Origin of the sequence: Neobacillus mesonae (assembly GCF_001636315.1) — a bacterium.
In the GTDB taxonomy this organism is placed as follows: domain Bacteria; phylum Bacillota; class Bacilli; order Bacillales; family Cytobacillaceae; genus Neobacillus; species Neobacillus mesonae.
In genome coordinates, this window is the sequence record NZ_KV440949.1 from 2,008,053 (window position 1) to 2,028,256 (window position 20,204).

General features: G+C 44.3%; 8 protein-coding genes. 1 reads left to right on the forward strand and 7 read right to left on the reverse strand.

Annotation, left to right across the window (positions count from 1 at the left end; genetic code table 11):
• Positions 1 to 13: 13 nt before the first annotated feature.
• The 5 genes from A6749_RS09690 to A6749_RS09710 all read right to left on the reverse strand — a co-directional run bounded on the left by A6749_RS09690 (position 14) and on the right by A6749_RS09710 (position 14,405).
• Complete coding sequence (locus A6749_RS09690; protein ID WP_066388694.1) at positions 14 to 2,716, reverse strand: alpha-mannosidase; 2,703 nt, start codon at positions 2,714 to 2,716, stop codon at positions 14 to 16.
• Positions 2,717 to 2,952: 236 nt separating this feature from the next.
• A complete protein-coding gene (locus A6749_RS09695) occupies positions 2,953 to 5,943 on the reverse strand; it encodes an endo-beta-N-acetylglucosaminidase (RefSeq protein ID WP_066388695.1) in 2,991 nt (996 codons plus the stop codon).
• A 144-nt stretch (positions 5,944 to 6,087) separates the two neighbouring features.
• A complete protein-coding gene (locus A6749_RS09700; protein ID WP_236719646.1) occupies positions 6,088 to 8,748 on the reverse strand; it encodes an endo-beta-N-acetylglucosaminidase in 2,661 nt (886 codons plus the stop codon).
• Positions 8,749 to 9,442: 694 nt separating this feature from the next.
• Positions 9,443 to 12,022 carry a beta-N-acetylhexosaminidase family protein gene (locus A6749_RS09705; protein ID WP_066388696.1) on the reverse strand — a complete coding sequence of 860 codons (2,580 nt, stop codon included), beginning with the start codon at positions 12,020 to 12,022 and terminating at the stop codon, positions 9,443 to 9,445.
• A 70-nt stretch (positions 12,023 to 12,092) separates the two neighbouring features.
• Positions 12,093 to 14,405, reverse strand: coding sequence for a beta-N-acetylglucosaminidase domain-containing protein (locus A6749_RS09710; protein ID WP_066388698.1), 2,313 nt, complete (start codon positions 14,403 to 14,405; stop codon positions 12,093 to 12,095).
• 683 nt (positions 14,406 to 15,088) lie between these two features.
• Between A6749_RS09710 and A6749_RS09715 the strand changes: the two genes are divergently transcribed.
• Complete coding sequence (locus A6749_RS09715) at positions 15,089 to 18,178, forward strand: beta-N-acetylglucosaminidase domain-containing protein (protein WP_066388699.1); 3,090 nt, start codon at positions 15,089 to 15,091, stop codon at positions 18,176 to 18,178.
• Positions 18,179 to 18,274: 96 nt separating this feature from the next.
• On the opposite strand, the gene manA is transcribed toward A6749_RS09715, so the two are convergent.
• Positions 18,275 to 19,234 carry a mannose-6-phosphate isomerase, class I gene (gene manA, locus A6749_RS09720; RefSeq protein WP_066388700.1) on the reverse strand — a complete coding sequence of 320 codons (960 nt, stop codon included), beginning with the start codon at positions 19,232 to 19,234 and terminating at the stop codon, positions 18,275 to 18,277.
• 206 nt (positions 19,235 to 19,440) lie between these two features.
• Positions 19,441 to 20,202 carry a transposase gene (locus A6749_RS09725; protein ID WP_066388705.1) on the reverse strand — a complete coding sequence of 254 codons (762 nt, stop codon included), beginning with the start codon at positions 20,200 to 20,202 and terminating at the stop codon, positions 19,441 to 19,443.
• Positions 20,203 to 20,204 lie beyond the last annotated feature (2 nt).

The window sequence follows — 20,204 nt, forward strand, 5'->3', positions numbered from 1 at the left end:
TTCCCCACTCCTATTATTTTTTATAAAATCCTAGTGTCATAATTTCATATTTTCCTGCTTCATATTGTTCTTCTGTCTGGTTTGTTTTCTCTTCCAGCACCGTACTTTTATAGGATTGATAATCCTGGATAGAAGCGTGCAGACTCAGTTTATCTTCAGCTGGATTAAACCAGCGGATCATGACATCATCGCGGTCTTCCGCCGCTTTCATGGAGGACCATGCAAGTCCGTTTGCTTCTGTTTTAACGAATTGATGTGTTTTTGGCCATACACCTTCATGGATATTTGGCTGCACTACAACGAGCGGTACTTTGAATTGGTACGCATCGACAAAGGCCTGTGATTGAACAACATCTTTTTCATGTGGCAGTACTTGCCACTCTGCTGTCTGCAATCCTAAGCATTGTGCTTCAGGTGTCGGAAAGTAGCCCCAGTCCCCAAGTTCTGCTGTCGCACGAAGCACTGTTACCGCAATCGTGCCGTCCTCAGGCAGGATTTCGTATTCTTGCAGACCATCCGTAGCCACTGTTAAGCCCATTTGGTCATCTGCTAAACTGCTAAACCGCTGTTGATGATGACAAAAGCTTGGATTTTCCCATTCTTTCTCCGGCGTATTCGGGCGGGTCACGATTTCAAAAATACTGTCGGCTTTATGTGTATCTGCCTTTAGACCTGTAGGGAACAGTACGCGCAGACGGTGGTCTTTCGCTTGGTTATCAATCGTCAGCTTAAAGGCTGGACCTTTCATTCCTTTTGTCAGTGTGACAACAGTACGAAGTGTGATGGCTGTCATTTCACTTGATCTGCCTGCTTCTCTTTCCTTATGCCAAATCAATTGATTCCGTTCAATCGCTAAGCGGTCATCCGCGGAAACTGGAATTGAAATCGTCTGAGTAAACTCTAGGACTGTCCGAAGTGAAGTCCTTTCAAGGAATGTAAACTCTGCTTTTACACCTTTGGTTGTTATCGGTGCATGTCCCTTTGCTTCCTTGTACATATATTCGTTTCCAATATCGCCAGTGTCCTCGTAAATACCAAGGCGGTGGAAGGACTCACCTGTTTCTTTATGCATTAAATCAAAGCTGCCATCCTCATGGAACTGTACATGAACATATTCATTTTCCATTTCTATACCGCTGGTTTCCGTTTCCAATTCTTTCGGCTCTATCAGCTGCGCCGGTGCCTTTTCCGGCACAAGGTAGAATGTTTTATATCCAAAGGAAGGAATACCTTCTGCGAAAAATGAAAGCTTAACCCGCTTGGCAAAAAACGGCTGGCGGAATTTATCATCTGGTAAGTCATAGCCAAATTCGATGACAGGTTCGTCTAGCTGGTAGTCGATGGTCATGCCTTGATCATCGATCAGCTTGTAACTTGGTGTTTCTTTATCCTTTAAGTAGCCTGGTATTTTTTCAAAATGCATTTGTGAAAAATACACTTTATCAAGGTCGACTACTTCGGTAATGACGTCATTCTTCTCCCATCCTGTTGTATTGATCACAACGAGCGGAATGCCGCCTTCCGGTGTTTGCGATGTATCAATTTTTTCAGCAAGCTCTAAGGCCTTTTCCTTAACAAATACTTCTCCCATTTGCGCTACCGTTTCAAATCGGGTAACCATTTCACGATGGACTTCATCGACACTGCAGCCGCAAATGCTGTCATGCGGATGATTCTTCATCAACGACTTCCACATAAAGCGGATATATTCGCGCGGGTAAGTACCTCCTGCTAATAAGTCCATGGCCGCCAGTGGTTCGGCGGTTTTTTCCAGCAGGGTTTGACAGAGGTTGTTCCATTGCTTCAAGTAAATCCGGCTTGATGCCGTGTTCACAAGCGTAGACCAGCCATCTGTCCGCTGATTGCGCAATTCGCCATCAATTACCTGCAATTTCTCAGGCAGTGAGCTCTTTAATGCCTCTGTATATTCGTCAAAGCTTGAATGCTTGAATGTATAATCCGGATAAAGCTTTGTGGCAGTTTCAATTGCCTCTGGAATCGTTTTTTGCAGCGGCTGGTGGTCACAGCCATTCATAAACAATAATTGATTGGTCGATGCATATTTCTCGGCATCTTGAAGCTTTTTGTCCCAGAATGCCCTTGCTTCTTCCTCATTTGCAGGGATCTCATTTCCGTTTGAATACCAGTTGGCAAAAAGAATCCCTAAGACGCTGGAGCCGTCGGGCGATTGCCAAACCATCTCGGAATACGGTGATTCAAAGTTTGGTGTGTCCGACACCGTGTTATTAAAGCCGGTGGGTTTAACACCGCGTCCGAAGGCAGCTGTATCAATGCCAGCTTGTTTTAAAATTTGCGGCGCCTGGCCGTAAATGCCGAACGTATCAGGGAAATAGCCGATTTTTGCAGCATGGCCATAAGCCTTTGTATCATTCAAGCCGATCTGCAGGTTCCGGATATTCGCTTCAGAGCTTGTTAGAAAAGCATCCTGGAGCACATACCAAGGACCAATATAGAGCTTTTTCTCTTCAATTAATTGTTTTACGACTTCACGATTTTCCGGATGAACAGCGAAATAATCCTCTAACAGCACGGTTTGCCCATCAAGGTGAAAGGATTTGAAGTTGTTCCCTTCCTTCTTGAATTGGTCAATCAGATTATTCATGAGTTTGATAAAGTAATAGCGATGTTTCTCAAAAGGTAAATACCATTCTCTATCCCAGTGAGAATGCGAGATAATATGGGCTGTCTTCTTCATAAGACTTCCCCTCCTTCAATGATGTATATAACAATGCGAAAACGCTGTCATTTTCAAATACATTTAATTTCCTCATTACTTACAATAAAAAAACCTGCCCAAACTCGCAATAGAATGGCGGCAAGTCATAAAGTTATTACAGTGGATATAAAATTAGTCCATAGATTTTTGTTGGGACGGGGGGACAGGTCCCCCGTCCCAATGCAAAAAGGGACAAGGAGCCTGTCCCCTTGTCCCTATTCTTTCTTCAATTGCTGGATTCGCTCTATGGCCTGAATTAGGCGGTCATAGTTTGTGACTTGTTTTCTTAGTGTTGGATGAAGCTTGTTGTAGGCTACTTTGCAGTCGTTGACGGTGTGTTTATCCGCAAGCGTCAAATCGTTAACATCTGGTAGATTATTGATTTGATGTATGACTTCTGTTACCTTTTCGTTTAGATATGCCACGCTAAACTTTAAGCTTTCCCGTTCATCTTCACTTTGGATAGTATAATAGATTCTTCCAGCTTCAGTGCCGAAGTCCAGCTGATCAAATGTGACTGTTCCGTCTTTTTCTGCCGTCTTCTCTACCAGAGCATCCTTTGCATCCAGAGAGTTGTATAATCGGACTGTTTGTCCCTTTTTTACTCTTTCAATTGTAACCTGATCCTGAGCCCCAGCATTATTTTCTGCTGTGACAAAATGCATCATAATATTTTCCGTTCTCGGTAAAGCAGCATTTTCGAACATCTGCCATTCATAGATACGAATAGCTCCCCAAGGGGAAGTACCACTATTATAAATCTGCAATTTAAATTCCCTTGCTGTAACAGGCTGGTCTAAGATGACATCGGTCACAGCCTTCGTGTTATCTTTAATCCGTTTAGCGCTGACCCATTCGCCGTTTTCATTTTTATAAAGCAGTTCAAAATCCACTGCGTTCATGTTGCTAGCTTCACCGCCAAATTCGGCATGTTCTACGCGCCAGCGGCGGATTGTTTTCGACTCGCCAATATCAATGGTCATATAACCGCTTTTCGCATTGGTTGCACACCATTTGCTATTGCCGATTGCTGTACCGTCCAGCGCTTTTGAGGCAGGTTCGGCAGCATTTTCAGCAGAGACAGAAGTTACTTTTGCATTAAGTGCCACATTAGGTGATGTTGGATTGTTCTCAATCTCTGTTGCATCCGTTCCCATTCCCCAGTCAAAAGTAATTTCGGCCGCTTCCCCACGTACGTAATCCTGATTTACAGGGACCACTTTCAGTGAAGTAATATTATCAGCCGATGCATTTTTCATGGTTCTCGTTATATTTGGCGTGTAGAAATAGTCATTCGGTGTCACTCCTAAAAGTGTTTTCACCCCATCAGCATTCTCTTGGTAAACCTCATAATAGAGAACATTTTTCTCAGCTTTCCAGCTTAAACGAGCTTCGGCTTCAAATGCCGTCTTCGTTATCTTCTCCAAAACCTTCACATCGGCAGGCTTCGTTAATACCGCTGCATTGGCATCATAGACGGATAGCTGGCCTAAATGAAGAGAATAGTTGTCCATTTTTTCCGCATTGCTGACTTTGAGGCTTAATGCATAGGCTGTTTTTCCAGCGTCCTTGCCAAGGTCAACAACCGCTGTCTGCCAGCCGTCGCCTGATTTTGGCAGGGAATAATATTTCATTTTATCCTGGGCATAATCTTCACTGTATGCCACACCAAGCGACACATCCGCACCGGTTGGATTTTGATAAACGACCCGGACTTTTGTTGAATCGGTCACAGGCAGTTTTGTGCTGTAAAGCATCGTATCATTGACAGAACCAGCATCAAGTGAGCCGCTGAATTTTAATGAGTTACCGCCGTTATAGGCGTTATCAAAATCATAGGATACTTGGATCCGGCTTCCTTCATGGCGGGTCCACCAGCGCCAAGTCGGCATGATATCTTGAATAGAGCGGTTATTCCACTCAAGTTCACTGGCAATTTTTCCATTTACAAAATACTGTTTTCCATGGCCGCTGTTAAAATTGGTGGTAAATGGCATTTCCTCAATGACAGATGAATCGGTCACAAAGCGGGCCATACCTTTCCAATTGGCGGAATCATCAGCAAGGGTTGGATCCCCCTGCGGCCCTGTCCATAACGTTTTCTCTTTTTCATGGAAGTCAGCAGGATCTTTCGCTAATCCCATGGTCGAGTTTGGCGTATAAAGCGCAATGGAAACCTTTGGCTGCTTGTTCTCATCCAGCAGGGCATCCGTATTAATTTTCGTATTATAGGAATTCTGCTGCAGTTCAAACCCTGCATAAGCGTCAAATGGGCTGCGGTCATGCCCCTTCATGGTTTCGACCGTCGTGTTAATTTTTGCCGTCGACCAGTTATAGTTTAAAAAGAACTCATCAACTGCGTATACTCCATCTTTCGCTGGTTTTACATACATGTCATTCTTGCTGTTGATGGAATCCTGATAGTTGATTGCACCATTATTGTCTTGCGCATCATACCAGCTAACATTTAATTTGGAATTGCGCTTAATATAGCGCATCATTTCATTCATGCGTTCGGCCGTTTCCTTGCTGACACCATAGGTTTCCTGATTAAAGAAATAACCGTCAAAACCATAATATTCCGCGACTTCAATCATCTTGTCAGCTACCGGAAAACTTCCATCGGCCTCCTGCTTGGTAAACTTCTCGATTTCGGCCACTCCATCAGCGGATCGGCCCCATGGGAATCCAAGTGTGGCATAGACAGGCACGCCATTGCGGTGAGCGGCATCCACGATATCCGGAGTCGGGATCGCAAAAATTCCTTCATTCGTTCCTGCCCAATAAATATAGGAATCTAACAATTGCCAGTTATCGAATGCATATACATTGAATTCATTACTTCCGACTGAGCTTGCCTCATCGTGGTTCCAAGTGGTAATTCCTGCATTAGTAATCCCTGCCTTAGGATTCGCCAGCGGATTCACCTGGGTTCCTTTAAAACGGTCTTTGTTTAGCGGGACGCTGGCACGGTTTAACTCTGCGTCCGGATCATTCTCGGGTGACCATTTCAGCAATGTATCCACTCTAAAAGCCGGAGCCAGCGGTTTTAGACTTAGGTGATCGGCATAATTCTCATTGACGACATCTGTTCCGTCCCCATTTACCTCGGCGTTTACTCCAGGGACCCCCATTGAACTTAGCAGCATAAAAGCAGCAGATGCAGATAACATACGACCGTAAAACTTATTTCGTCTTCTCCTCATAGTGTCCTCCCTATTCAAAATTTCACCCCCAAAATTGGAAGCCTTTTCAATTATTATAAAATTCTTACCCCTTACAAAATAGTGAACTATTAATAGGTTTACTGTTTAAATTAAAGAAGGGACAGGGGGACAGGCCCCTTGTCCCTAAAATCCATAAACCTCAAATTCATAGATTCTTGCGGCCTGATCCCCGCCTTGGGTCGGTTTATCGGTCCATAATCGTACATATCGTGCATTTGTTAAAGATATGCTGTGTTCGGAAACAGCCGCTGTATTGTCCGTTACCTTCACAGCTTCTGTCCAATTTTCACCATCCGTGCTTACTTCAATTCTAAATGCCTGGGTGTTAAAGGCTCCCGGCTCCCCGCCGGCTTGTGCATGGTGAATAACGAATTTTGAAATGGCATATTGATCGCCAAGATCGACCTGTAACCAATGAGGGGCGTCTCCTAATGCGCACCATTTACTGTTAACCTTCCCGTCAAAAGCGTATTTTGCCGCTTCAGCCGGAGCACACTGTCCGCTTGCGATGGCGGTTTTATTCAAAGCCACATTTTTAATATCTTTAGCAGCTTCGGAAATAGTAATCATGGCCTCCTTTGTGAGGACGCTATCACCCTCGCTGTTTTTCGCGATCAAGGTGACAGGATAGACACCTTCTTTTTCATACGTAACAACTGGATTATTCTCATTGCTGACAGACGGTGTTCCCCCTTCAAAATGCCACTCCACTTCTTCCGTTACCTCTGAAGAGGCATTCAAAAATTGAATTTTCTCCCCTGGTGCCGCTACCGTTTTATCTGCGCGGAAATCCGCTTCAGGCTTTGGATATGCCGGCCATTCGAACGTAACAGCTTCAGATTCGCTTCGTTTGAACTCTTTGTTCACCGCCACAATTTCTAAAGTAGTGCTGTTTTCTTTCCCGTCACGTTTCAGATTGGATAGGTAATATACATGATTCGGCGTAGCGCCAACAAACTCTTTTTCATTGTTTGGCAGCTTTCGGTAAATTTCATAGTGACTTACATCAGAATCAGACGGCTGCCAAGCAAGCGCTACATCCGCATAGATACCTTTGTTAAAATCAATGCCGCTTACCTTCCCGTGTTTTGGAGAGTCGATAGGAGTGTGCTTCTCTTGTTTGTTATAAACCTTGATTTCTCCAATATTCGCTGTAAAATCGTCCACCTTCTTGTCACTTTCAACTAACAGCGAGATGGCTGCGATCTTTTTACCACTATATTTTTTCAATTTAAACGAATCGGTCATCCATTGCTGATGACTTTGCTTTTTCACATTGAAAAAGACAAATTGGTTCGGATTGTCAGTGAAGCTTACTCCGAGTTTCATATTCGGCATCTTCAGATCTGTTTTATATGTCAGTGCAATTTCTGTATCCTTCTGAATTGGCAGATTGGTTTTATACAGCTTAAGATGTGTTGGGTTGTCCGGATCAATGGCACCCGAAAGCTTCAATGAACTTCCGCCGTAATAAGCGGTTTCCCAATCAAAATCAACATTGACACCTTGTCCGCCCTCTTTTAGCCAGCGCCAGGTTGGCAGAATATCTTGCAGACTGCGGTTATTCCATGACTTTTCACTAACTTGGTGCCCATCGACAGTGAAGAACTTACCGCTGCCTGTATTAAAATGAGTGACAAAAGGCAGTTCCTCAATGGCCGTTTTGGCAGTAAAATAGTGTGCCATTCCTTTCCATGCACCATTTTCCTTGGTAGCGGCAGGGTTCCCGGTCTTGCCAACCCAAAATTCATTTTCCTTTTGATAAAACTGTTCCATGGTTTCAGCCGTTTTAAAGGCCCAGTCCGGACGATAAATTCCTAAAGAGGTTAAAGGGGCTTTACCTTCAGGGAAAATCCCTTGCCAAGGAACTGATGTGCCGGTACCTCTTGCTTCTACATCAATGCCGGTAAACAAATCGTACGGACTTCTGCCAAGTTCCTGAGCTTTGTTGGAGGAGGAATGCTGATCGCGCCACCAAAAGTTTAAGAACATGCTGTCAGAAACACGGGTTTTACCGTCTTGCAAAAAGCTGCTGTTTTTATCCGTCAAAGCATTCTGCCAATTGATACGCCCATCATTTGTCATCGAATCGTACCACATGATGTGCATATCCTTTTGTTTATGTTTTTGAAGATATACTAGGAAATCTTGCATTTTTTTAGCTGTGTTGGCGTTTCCGCCTTCGGTTTCCTGGTTAATAAACCAGCCGTCAAACCCGTAATAGCTAGCTACTTCAAGCAGCTTGTCCGCTGCAGGGAACGAGCCATCCTCCCGCTGAGTCAGCATTTGGTTTACCCATTCTGCCTTTCCCCCATAAACAGTCGGAGGGAAGAAAACATTTCCTAAAATCGGAACACCATTTTTATGGGCAGCGTCAATTACATCTGCACTTGGCGGAACGATGATTCCTTCACCGGCAGAACCTGCCCAATACACCATGAGGTCAACATATTGCCAATAACTAAATGTGTTGGCATAGAAATCCTTCCCGCCTTGAGAAGGTACGCCGCTTGTATTCGGGTTGAGTGCGGACAAAGCCACTAACTTTGCTTCTGACTGAGCATTGTCATTTACCTTGTATAACACTTCCCGTTTGGCTAATGGAATTTGACTGCGGTTAAACACAGCGTCCGGGTCCTTCTCTGGCGTCCAGTTCAGTAGCTGCTCCGGATACCAATAAGATGATTCTGGCTGTTTAGCAAAACTTACATTTGGCCATAACAGAATGAAACACATACCGAAAAAGGCCGCCATCCACAAATGGCTCTTTTTCAAAGAAATCATATACCAACTCTCCCTTTTTCTGGGACGGAGGGACAGGTCCCTTGTCCCATTTTTTATATATTGAAGCTCTTAAAGCTTGCTTCCATCTACCCTGGGCCTTCCCAATCAAGCGAGGGAAAGCGCTGTCAAAAAATTCATTATGTGTGTAAGGACAGTCTGCCAATCTTTTCTTTTACCATATTCGCAGGCCATTTCCTTCGTCAATAAGTTATAAATATGTAATTAAGTTTTTTAACTATTTCTAAAATTAATTCATAAAATTTCGCAATAAAATATAATAGTCTCTTGCAAGGAATGTTTTTTTCATGAAGAAAAGTGGAACAAATTTCGACTAATTTCCCCGGCAATTTTTTCAAACGAACGTTTGTTTAGAACCGATAATCTCCCTCGCTGGTAAAGGGTTTCGTGCAAGAATCACCAAAGAAATATGTCAGTTAAACGAACGTTTATTTGAATTTGAAGCAAACCTGTTGGAATCAGGATTCATTCTCAAAAAACGGCATAAAACATGTCGAATCAGCAGAGCAGCTACAAGCGACAAAAATAAACCGAGTGAGCAGGCGCTATGACAATGTGCTGTCAACAGCCCTACTCCCTCGGCTATTTGTGAAGCTAATTCACTTTAGAAGAGGCCCATTTCCGTCCTCCTGTAATAAAACGCCGCAGCCCTGTTTTCACATAAGTTTAGAGAATGCTAGTTTGTTTTGTCTGGAGAGATAACCAGAACGACGCCGTTTTCGATTTGAATCGTGGTGCCGATCGTGGTATTGTCTCGCAGCCAGTCATTCGCGTGGATGCTTAGGACATAGCCGTTTGTCGGGATGGCAGAATTATTCCCGCCTCTTTTTACGACCTTGCCATCCTCTACCGTAATTTCATATCCCCAAGGGTTCGTTCTGGTGGTTGCTCCATAGGCTGGCGTATATTGAATCAATTGACCGGCTCCACGAGATTTATTTACCCCGTCTAACATGCGGTAATCGACCACTTCAAGATCCCGCCACATGCTATTGATTAAGAACGGCTTAATCACCTCTTTGCCAATTTCCTGCGGCAGCTGATACGCCTGCATCATTAAGGTTTTTAAGCGATCCTTATAGGCATTAGCCTCATCGGACTGGCCGTTTTTGTCTGCCATCAAGTAGTCAACAGCAGCCTCTCCAGCTTCACCATAGACGCTAAGGTTCTGCAGGTAAGGGTCAATAGCCGTTAAAAATGCTTTATCCGTAATGTCTTTGCGAATTGATTTAGGAATTTGCTGCAGCTCTTTAAATTCAGTGATTAACTGCTCTGCTTCTTGGCTGCCGCTCCCGCTATCATACGCTTTCCAGAATTGATCAATGACAGGCTGAAGCGTAAGTTCTAATGGCGGCACCACTAAAGCACTTTTCACTAAGAATGGTTTGATGACCCCCTGCCCCACCTTTTGCGGAATCTGTTCAGATTGATTAAACAAGGTAATCAGCTGTTCCCGATATGCCGCAGCCTGGTCGGTTTGGCCTTTTTTCTGTGCCATGACATATTGAACGGCCGTTTCCCCGGCCTTTCCATAGAGGCTTAACTTTTCTACATAAGGCTCTATCTCCTGAAGAAACTTTTTGTTGTCCATTTCCTGCTGAAGTTTTGCTGGAGCCTGTTGGAACTTTTTAAATTCTGCGATTAACTGGTCTGCTGCTTGATCGGCATCACCTGTGACATATGCCTTCCAGAACGCATCGATCAATGGTGTTAAAGTAAGCGATTCTGTCGTATTAATGGGTGAAGAATACATATTCTCGGCAACGGTTTTCAGCGTTTCTGCCGCTTCTCCACCAAAGGATTGGATACTGCGTTTCCACGAGTCAACCGGGTCATAGGCCGCCGGGTTCCATGTATAATCAGCAATCGTGTACAAAGGTATTTTAGAAGCTTCGGCTTCATTCATAGGGTTTGCCGTTAACCCAACTACCCCATGCTTGGCTAAATCCGCATCACGTCCCACAATCGGACCGAGGAACAAGCTATTCCGGTCATAGTCGTTTACCGGGTAATTGTCCCATAATAACATATCGGTTTTAAATACTTCGTGTACCTCATCCGCTTCCTCTGCCGTGACCTGTTCTGACACAACCTTTTGACCTGTCCACATCACAACCGTGTCCTTGTCGAGTAATTTAGCCAACCTGTCCCGGTAAGGGGTTGGCCCATTTCCGGTATAATCTGTTGGAACGGTGATTAATCTCTCTGCGCCTTCATGAGTTCGAATAAATTCCTTCGTAAAACGATTCAACAAATAAGCGTGAGCGGCACCTGCCGGATTCGGATCATTGCCAAATTGATCTTTATCTTGCTGGCACTTTAAGTTCATATCAATATCATCTAGAAAAATCGCATAGGAACGCACACCTAAGTCCCACACCGCTTCCATCTTCTTTTTCAGCAAGGCGAAATCTTGATCCCCGGAATAGCAGATGGATTGACCAGGTGAAAGCGAGAAGGTGAATTTCACATGATTTTCGTGTGCCTTATCAATGAGCTCCTTGATCCGCGCCAGCTCCTCCTTAGGGTATGGTTCGCGCCAATTTTCGCGGTGATAAGGGTCGTCCTTCGGTGCATAAATGTACGTATTCAGTTTATTCTCACCGTAGAATTCCAGCTGCTTTAGCCGATCTTCATGGGTCCAAGGCGGGCCATAAAATCCCTCAATGGAACCGCGGATGGCCATCTCAGGCCAGTCACGGATTTCAACTTGTGGGAACCAATCCCTGCCTTGTTGTTCTTGGATCAATTGAGTAAACGTCTTTGCTGCATAATAGGTCCCAGTCTGATCTTTTCCGGCCAGGACAATTTGGTTTTTTCCCTTGCTGCTGGAGGCGAGGACATAGCCTTCCTTTTTCAATGCTTCCGGGCCTTTTACTCCCATTTGATCTAAAACAGCAGCTGAATCCTTGTTTTCCGAAGGACCGCCGATCCAGATGGTAACAGGGGTTGTCACCTTCTCCCCAGCGTCGATGTGGACGATCTGTTTTACATCGGCAGCTTCCAATGCCTCCACCACTTCGTTGACAGCTTGTTTATCCGTTTTCTTGTCTACTACAATTCCGACATTGGGTGTCAACGGAAACCCTTTATCCGATAGTTTTAACTCCTGCGGGATTGGATTTAAGGCAAGGTTTCCGCCGCTTGCTGCCGCCGCTGATGCCTGCCCGCTTCCATCCGGAAACGCGGACAGCGTACACAGTCCGAACGTCACACAGGCCGCTAACACCTGTTTTCCATGTTTAAAAAAATCCATTTCGTTTATCCTCCTCAAATAGCTTCCAGCAAGGACGGTTCCGAAAAACCGTCCCCCTCGTTGCCTTATCCTAGTTTTGTGATTCAAAGACGCTGAATTCATACAGTGAGTAGCCCCAGTCGCTTGCTCGTTTGATGCCCTGCATCTTCACGTAGCGGGCTTCGACGGCAGGGAACTGAATTTCATCGGTTCCTCCGTTGCTGTTTAGCTCTGTATATACATCTGTCCACTGATTGCCGTCCTTTGACACTTGAATTTTATATTGCTTTCCATAGGCTGCTTCCCAGTACAATTTTACTTTATCAATGGAGTACACTTTCCCGAGATCGACGCTGATCCATTGATTATCACTGTACAAAGAGGCCCATCTAGTATTGTTGTTTCCGTCTACCGCCAAGTCCGGCGTCAGCCAGCTGACTTCACTTGAAGAAGCGGCAGCGGTTTTGCCCTCCGCTAGATTTTTCCCGTTAAGCGCCCGCTCGAGGAAGGTCGGCACCACGCCTATACTCAGCTTCTGCGGGATTTTATCCAGCGCTGTCAGCGATTGCTTGAGCTCCAATCGCTGGGCAGCCGCTTCAGCTGTATCTCCGTTCTGTTGAGCCAGCACCATGTGAACGGCCGCCTCACCTGCTTGTCCATAAAGCTCCAGCTTGTTAAGATATCCGTCGACCTCCTTTAAGAAGTTCGGATTAGCGACCTTCTCTCGCAGCTGCTTAGGGGCCTGCTTCATCCTGGCGAATTCCTGTAACAAGGCTTCGCCTGCTGCAGTAACAGCCTGAGAGTCCTTTGCTTCCGCAGCCGTCCAAAATTGCTCAATTAACGGCTTGACTCTTTCTGAAACCGGCTCCCGGTTGTTATTGAGACTCGTAGCATACGACGCTTCAACAAAGAGATTTAAAGGTTCATAGGCTGCTCCGGCAAATTCCTTCAGACTCCGCTTAAGCGAATCAGCCGGGTCATAAGCTTCCGGGTTCCACATATAATCAGCAACGGTAAACAACGGAATTTTGGAAGCCTCTGCCTCATTCATTGGATTAGCCGTTAAGCCAATTACACCGTGTTCAGGCGTTAAATCCGAATCCCGGCCGGTCAGCGGCGCCAGGAACAAGCGATTGCGATCAAAGTCATTCACCGGGTAGTTATCCCAAATCAGCAAATCGTGTTTAAAAATTCCATGAATTTTATCCGCATCCTGTGATGTAATCGTTGGCGCCACGACACCAATTCCCGTCCATTGAACGATAATGTCTGACTGAACAAGCTCCGCAAAGCGCTTCCGGTAAGGTGTGGTTCCCGCCTGATAATAGTCTGTCGGCACCGTGATTAAGCGCTCTGCACCACTGTGTTTTTTAATAAATTCTTCGTTAAATCGATTTAATAGGTACGCCTGTGCCGCTGCCGGCGGATTCGGATCTCCGCCAAACATCGCCCTGTCTTCTGGGGAATGGAGACTCGGATCAATATCATCAAGGTATAAGGCAAACGATCTGACACCGATATCCCACATCGCCTGTGCCTTATCGATCAATGCCTTTAGGTCTGACTCACTGGAATAGGTGATCGTATTGCCTGGCGATATAGCAAAGGTAAAGGTGACATGGTTTTCTTTTGCTGTCTTGACAAGTTGTGCAAGCTCCGCTATCTTACCCACGGGATACGGCTCTTTCCATTTCTCCCGGTGGTAAGGGTCATCCTTCGGAGCATAAATATAGCTGTTCATCTTATGCTTACCGTAAAATGCTAACTGACGTAAACGATCCTCATGTGACCACGGCGCACCATAGAAGCCTTCAATCGATCCCCTGATTGGCATCGTCGGCCAGTCCTTAATTTCCACCTCAGGAATCCAATCCGTTCCTTTCCGTTCCACCATGATTTGTTCAAAGGTTTGCGTCCCGTAATATGTCCCCGTCTCATCGTGACCGGAAATCACAATATGTTTCTTATTGTTGGTGCCGTGCTTGGAGGCGACAATATACCCCTCCTTTTTTGTCATTTCCAAATCCTGAAGACCTGTGTACTGCTGAATGATTTTCATCTCGTCTGGGTCGGAGAATTCTCCCAGCCAAATGATGACAGGTGCCTGGAGCATAGGGTTCTTGATATTGCTCTCAACAACCGTGGTCACACCAGCCTCCTTTAAGGCTTGCTTCAATTCAGCAACCGCCGCAGGGTCGGTCCCTGTTTCCGTCACCAAGCCTACTTTGGGATTCAGTGGAAAGCCTTTGTCTGTTTTTTCTAACGATTTCGGGATCGGGGATACCGTTATTTCGTAGGTTTCACTCGCCTTTGCCTTCCCTATTTTTGGAATATCCAGTGGAGCTAATAACCCTGATACCAAACATGCTGAAACAACGGCCTTAATCGCTTTTCTTTTTACCACCTTTTCCACCTCTCTTCTATCATTTTGAACTCTAAGGGGCGAATCTCAGTTTCCAAGATGTTCCGGTCTTTACGGTTTTAGCAGGATACTAGAAACCGCTTCCAAGGTTCGACAAAAAAAAGGCAGGGCAACACCAAGCAAGAAGGAAATCCTCCTTACAAAGCGCCGCCCTGCCTGATCGAGTCAGTAACATGCGAAATAGATATTCACCCTATACTGCGTATTATAGACAATAGGGTAATAGGTTCATAGGGGACCAAACTACCATTTTTCGAAAAACCACAATAGTGCAAAAATAACAACTTTTGACTTTTTTGATAGCGGAGACAGGGTTAAAAGTCTTAATTTTCATAATTGATTGACCACTATATCCGCCTATGATATCGTAAACATAATTTCATATGTGTCACATGTTACTAATGCGATTAGGCATGGTGGTAGATTGAGAGGATTACTGTCCTTTTGTCACCCCATGCCTTTTTTCGTTTTCAGCTAAAGAATTTCCCCATGATAGTATGTGACCAGGTATGATCATAGGCCACATTCGTTGGGCCACCAAACAGAGTGGCAGAAAGTCCCCCGTTGATTGGTATTTCATCTTATTTGAGGAGGTGTGAAAGCGCTGTTAAAATTTTGTGACCAATTGAAACTCATCTAAAAATGGAAGAATAGGAGTGTTAACAATGTGGAAAAAAATAGCCTGCTCATTTTTGTACCTAGGAATGAGCGCAAGCCTGGCGGTTGGAAGTCAATCTGAGGTTTATGCAGAATCAGTTCAATCTCACGTAAATGAAATAAGCGGCAGGCTCGTTCCAATGCCTCAGAAAGTAGAGGTTAAAAGCGGGTCCTTGCAAATTAGCAGTACTGTTAATATTTTAGGAGAAGATGTCGCTGATCAAGAGGCATTCACGGTTTTAACAGAATTTTTACAAGCAAATAATATCAAAATCAATGAAGACTTTGATAGCAAGTCAACTACGATTGCTTTAGGTGAAGAAGCGGATCTCGACCCAGAGCTAACGAAATTGGAAAATCAGCTAGGGCTGCCGAATGGTACAGACTTAAAAGCTGAGGGTTATACATTGGCTGTGAACGCTGAAGAAACGGACACGAGTAAAGGCGGTACCATCTTTGTCAAAGGAAAGGACGGGGACGGCACCTTTTACGGGGTAAAAACCTTGATACAGCTTGCTGAGAAAGTGGATGACACCCTTGAAGTAAGAAACGTAATGATAACAGATGAACCTTCAATGAGTGTCAGAGGAATTGTTGAGGGGTTTTATGGGCAGCCATGGAGCCACCAAGACCGCCTGGACCAAATAAAGTTCTATGGAGATTATAAACTAAATACTTACATTTATGCCCCTAAAGACGATCCGTATCATCGTGAAAAATGGCGTATTCCTTATCCGGAAAGTGAGATGAAACGGATGGAGGAATTAATTACCGCTGCAAAGAAGAACAAAGTTGACTTTGTCTTCGCGCTTTCTCCAGGTATTGATATTCGCTTTGATGGTCAAAGCGGTGAAGATGATTTTAAAGCCCTGTTGGCGAAAAGTGAATCGCTACATGACATGGGGGTGCGAAGCTTTGCGATTTTATTTGATGATATTGGCAATAAACAAGGGGATAAACAAGCAAATCTATTAAATCGTTTTAACAAAGAATTTATTAAAACAAAGAAAGATGTAAAGCCTCTTATCACTGTTCCAACAGAGTATGATACCCATGCTATGGGTGATATCGGTGATTTAAGCGCTTATACGAAAGCGTTCTCAGGGGCACTGGATAAAGATGTTAAAGTCATGTGGACAGGTCAGGCTGTTGTGTCTGAAGCACTTCCTTTAGAAAATGTTGAATTTATGCGCGAAGTATATGGGGATCGAATTGGGGTTTGGTGGAATTATCCCGTTTCCGATTATTTAAGATCCAAGCTCGCCCTTGGTCCTATTGTGAATATCGATACCAGCCTTGAAGGAAAGCTGGATTTCTTTACCATGAACCCAATGGAACATGCGAACCTTTCGAAAATCAGCTTGGCTACAGGAGCCGATTATTCTTGGAATACACCAAATTATGACGCGAATCGGTCATGGAATTCTGCCATCGAACTCCTATTTCATGATCTTGCCCCTGAGATGAAAACGTTCGCTAATCATTCATCCCGGATGACGGGTTCTTGGAGTATTGGGCGCGGCGATGCCGAAAACATCCGAAAGACAATGGATGAATTTTGGTTAAAGCTTTCCAAAAGACAAGATACAACACAAGAAGTCAATCTCTTAACGAAAGAGTTTGCGGATATGGTCCAGGCGGCAGACAAGTTGAAGGAACAATTGCCGCAGGAGATCTTAAGTGAAGCTTTAGGAAGTTTAAACAAACTTAAACTATTGGGGGAAAACGACCAATTAGCTTTGGATATGGCTCTCGCGAAAAGAGACAAAGAGACTGATAAATACAATGAATTAAAGAATAAGATTGAAGCCAGCTTATCATCACTTAATCGAGGAAATAGAGTCTCTGAAGAAACGGCCCTTGCGTTTATTCTAGAGGCCCTTGAATATGACCCATTACCGGTTGCTTCGTTTAAAGTTTCTAAAACGTTCGCTGCACCAGGAGAAGAAATAAAGTTTCAAAATACGAGTTCCATGACGACCGAAGAAATAGAATGGACGTTTGAAGGAGCGAAGGTCGAGAAAAGCACAGAACAGAACCCAACTGTCATTTATGAACATGAGGGACTTTATACCGTTAAACTTGTGGGCAAAAACCCTCTTGGGCAAGATGAAGTGCTGAAAGAAGATCTTATAACGGTTTCCAATCTTGCCAAAAATATGACAACCAATCTCGCGCTTGGGAAAGCCGCAACGGCTTCTAGTTCCTGTGCTCCATCAGAACGGCCTCAATATGCTGTTGATGGGAAATTGAATACAAAATGGTGTGGGAATGGTCCTGGGACCCACCAATTAACAGTTGATTTAGGCGGAGTGAATTTAGTCACGGAGATTGGGATGAAACATGCAGAAGAAGGCGGCGAGCCATCAGGCAGCAATACGTCCGCTTACCGCGTGCTAATCAGTGATGATGGTGTGAATTTTAAAGAGTTAGTTAAAGTTACTGGCAATAAAAGCGGGATTACCAAAGACCGAGTCCCTGCAACAAAAGGCCGTTATGTTCGCCTGATGGTGGACAAACCAACTCAAGGTGACGATCGGGCCGCACGAATTTATGAATTTGAAGTAATGGGACTTGAGGGGGATGTTGCCTTACCACCGAAATATGAAAAGCCAAAGGTAGATAAATCAGCATTAGAAAAGACAGCAGCAGAAGCAAATGAAAAGGCAGCGTCGGACTATACGGCTAGAAGCTGGGCGTCATTTGTTCAAGCTCTAGAAAAAGCAAAGGAAGTTCTAGCCAATGAGCTAGCGACCCAAGACCAAGTAAATGCAGCAAGTGAAGACCTAACAAATGCGATGGCAGCCCTTGTCCTAAAAGAAACATTTATTGAAACAGAGATCAACAGTTTAGATGAGGAAATCAAAACAGCTTATGAGCAAGGCAAGATTACAAACCACGGATTATTGAACAGTTTGCTTGCCAAAGCGAATCAAATCCAGAAGCATCAAGCCGACAGACAGAAAGCAGCCGATGGATTACAGGCTCTTGGAAGCCAAGTTAAGGGCCAATCCGGTAAAAAGATCTCCCAAGAATACGCGCAAGAGCTTTTAAGAAAGATTGAAGAATTAACGAATGAAATAGCGTCCCTGGAGTAGGTGCAGGGGCAGGCGGGGACGGAGGGACAGGTCCCTTGTCCCAGCCATTTAATCCAATCCTGAAAAAGGGACAAGGAGCCTGTCCCCTTGTCCCTTTTATTCATGCGAAACAATAAACTCCGCTTTCCCTTCCAATGTAAATTGGCGAATGCCATGCGGCAGGATAAAATGGGTCCCCTTCTCTACATTGAAGGATTTTCCATCGATGGTAAGAGCAGCCTGACCATCTACAACACTCACTTGTAAAAAGTCCTGATCCATTTCACAGTCAGCCTGGCCATCCAATTGCCAGTGATAAACAGTAAAATACTGCTCCTTCACCAATTTCTTTTCGACTAAACCACCATTAACCTTTTCAGTCTGCTCAACTTCGGCATCCTGATGCGGAACAGTTGTCACTTGCTTTGATCGTTCAAGATGCAATTCGCGTTTATTGCCGGCTGCATCTGTCCGGTCATAGTCATAGACACGGTAAGTAATATCAGAGCTTTGCTGCGTTTCGAGAATCACGATGCCTTTTCCAATGGCATGAATCGTACCGCTTGGAACGTAGACAAAATCTCCCGCCTTTACCTTCACACGTCTTAGAAGCTTGTCCCATTCTCCTTGGTCAATCATCTGATCCAATTCTTCTTTTGTCTTGGCATAATGGCCTAACACAAGCTCTGCCCCTTCTTCAGCGCTTAATACGTACCAGCATTCGGTTTTTCCATAAGGGACGCCTTCCACTTCACGGGCAAATTGATCATTTGGGTGAACCTGAACGGATAAATCGTCAGCTGCATCCAAGATTTTAATAAGTAATGGATACTCTCCCTGATCACCTGAGGCTTTATTAAACAGTTCCTTATGTTCATTCCAGGCATCGGCTAATGTTTTTCCAGCAAGCGGACCATTGGTGATGACGCTTGGACCATGCGGGTGCGCAGAAATCACCCATGCTTCGCCAGTCTTATCATTCGGAATCTCATAATTGAACTCTTGTTTTAGCTTTTGCCCGCCCCAAATCCTCTCTTGAAAAACAGGCTGCAAAAAAATCGGCTCATGATTATACATAGTTTACCTCCAGTTGAGAAAGCAAAGGGACGGTTCTTCAGACTCCTAACAGCAGAAGGAAGCAAGAGAACCGTCCCTTGCTTCGCAGTTTTTATTAAACGCTATCTAATAGTTTATATGCTTCTTCTTTAGATGTCACCTGTGGACACGGGGACAGGTCCCTTGTCCCAGTAAAAAAGGGACAAGGAGCCTGTCCCTCTGTCCCCTTAATGAATTCGGTCAATAACACTCTTTGATATTCCTGTTATTCTTGATAATTGTCTTATCGTTACTCCGTTTAGCCCTTTTAATTGCAGTATAAGTTGATTTCTTTGTTCTTTTTCCATTTGCTGCAGGGCACTGGTATTTGGAAATCCTAGTTTTTCTAAGTGACTTATAACTTCACTATCCGACATTTTTATTTTTTCCACATTATCCAAACAGTGGTCATCATTTGACTTTTGCATAAATTCGCTAAATAGTTGGATGGCTTTACCTCTATCGGGGGAAAACAAATTGAGGGCAAAATCGATATCTACTAAATCAGATTGATGGATATATTCATGAATACTTGTCCATTTACATTCAAAAACATTATCCGCCAAGCCTGCCTTTACGGGGTTCTGGTGTATATACCGAAGAACTGTTAAAAAGTAGCGCACTGTCTCAACACTTTCACTTTTATACCGGTCCTGGAATAAATGTCCACAACGGTCATATTTGGCATTGTACCAAAATACATAGCTTGCGCTTACCCTTTGAATAGCTCTAGAAACTGGCTCCTCCGTTTCTTTCACCAATAAATGAACGTGATTATCCATTAAACAATAACTAAAAATCTTAATTTTACTTATGTCCTTAAATCTCTTAATCGTTTCTAGCAGTCTAAACTTATCTACATCATCCTCGAAAATCACCTGCCGATTAATTCCTCGCAACATAATATGATAGATTCCATTACAGCTTTTCCTCCTCGGCCTTCGCGGCATAT

Bases quoted from the DNA above. Each gene is read 5' to 3' on its own strand.
- manA (WP_066388700.1), bottom strand. From the start codon at position 19,234: ATGTATAATCATGAGCCGATTTTTTTGCAGCCTGTTTTTCAAGAGAGG.
- A6749_RS09705 (WP_066388696.1), bottom strand. From the start codon at position 12,022: ATGGATTTTTTTAAACATGGAAAACAGGTGTTAGCGGCCTGTGTGACG.
- A6749_RS09715 (WP_066388699.1), top strand. From the start codon at position 15,089: ATGTGGAAAAAAATAGCCTGCTCATTTTTGTACCTAGGAATGAGCGCA.
- A6749_RS09700 (WP_236719646.1), bottom strand. From the start codon at position 8,748: ATGATTTCTTTGAAAAAGAGCCATTTGTGGATGGCGGCCTTTTTCGGT.
- A6749_RS09690 (WP_066388694.1), bottom strand. From the start codon at position 2,716: ATGAAGAAGACAGCCCATATTATCTCGCATTCTCACTGGGATAGAGAA.
- A6749_RS09695 (WP_066388695.1), bottom strand. From the start codon at position 5,943: ATGAGGAGAAGACGAAATAAGTTTTACGGTCGTATGTTATCTGCATCT.
- A6749_RS09725 (WP_066388705.1), bottom strand. From the start codon at position 20,202: ATGCCGCGAAGGCCGAGGAGGAAAAGCTGTAATGGAATCTATCATATT.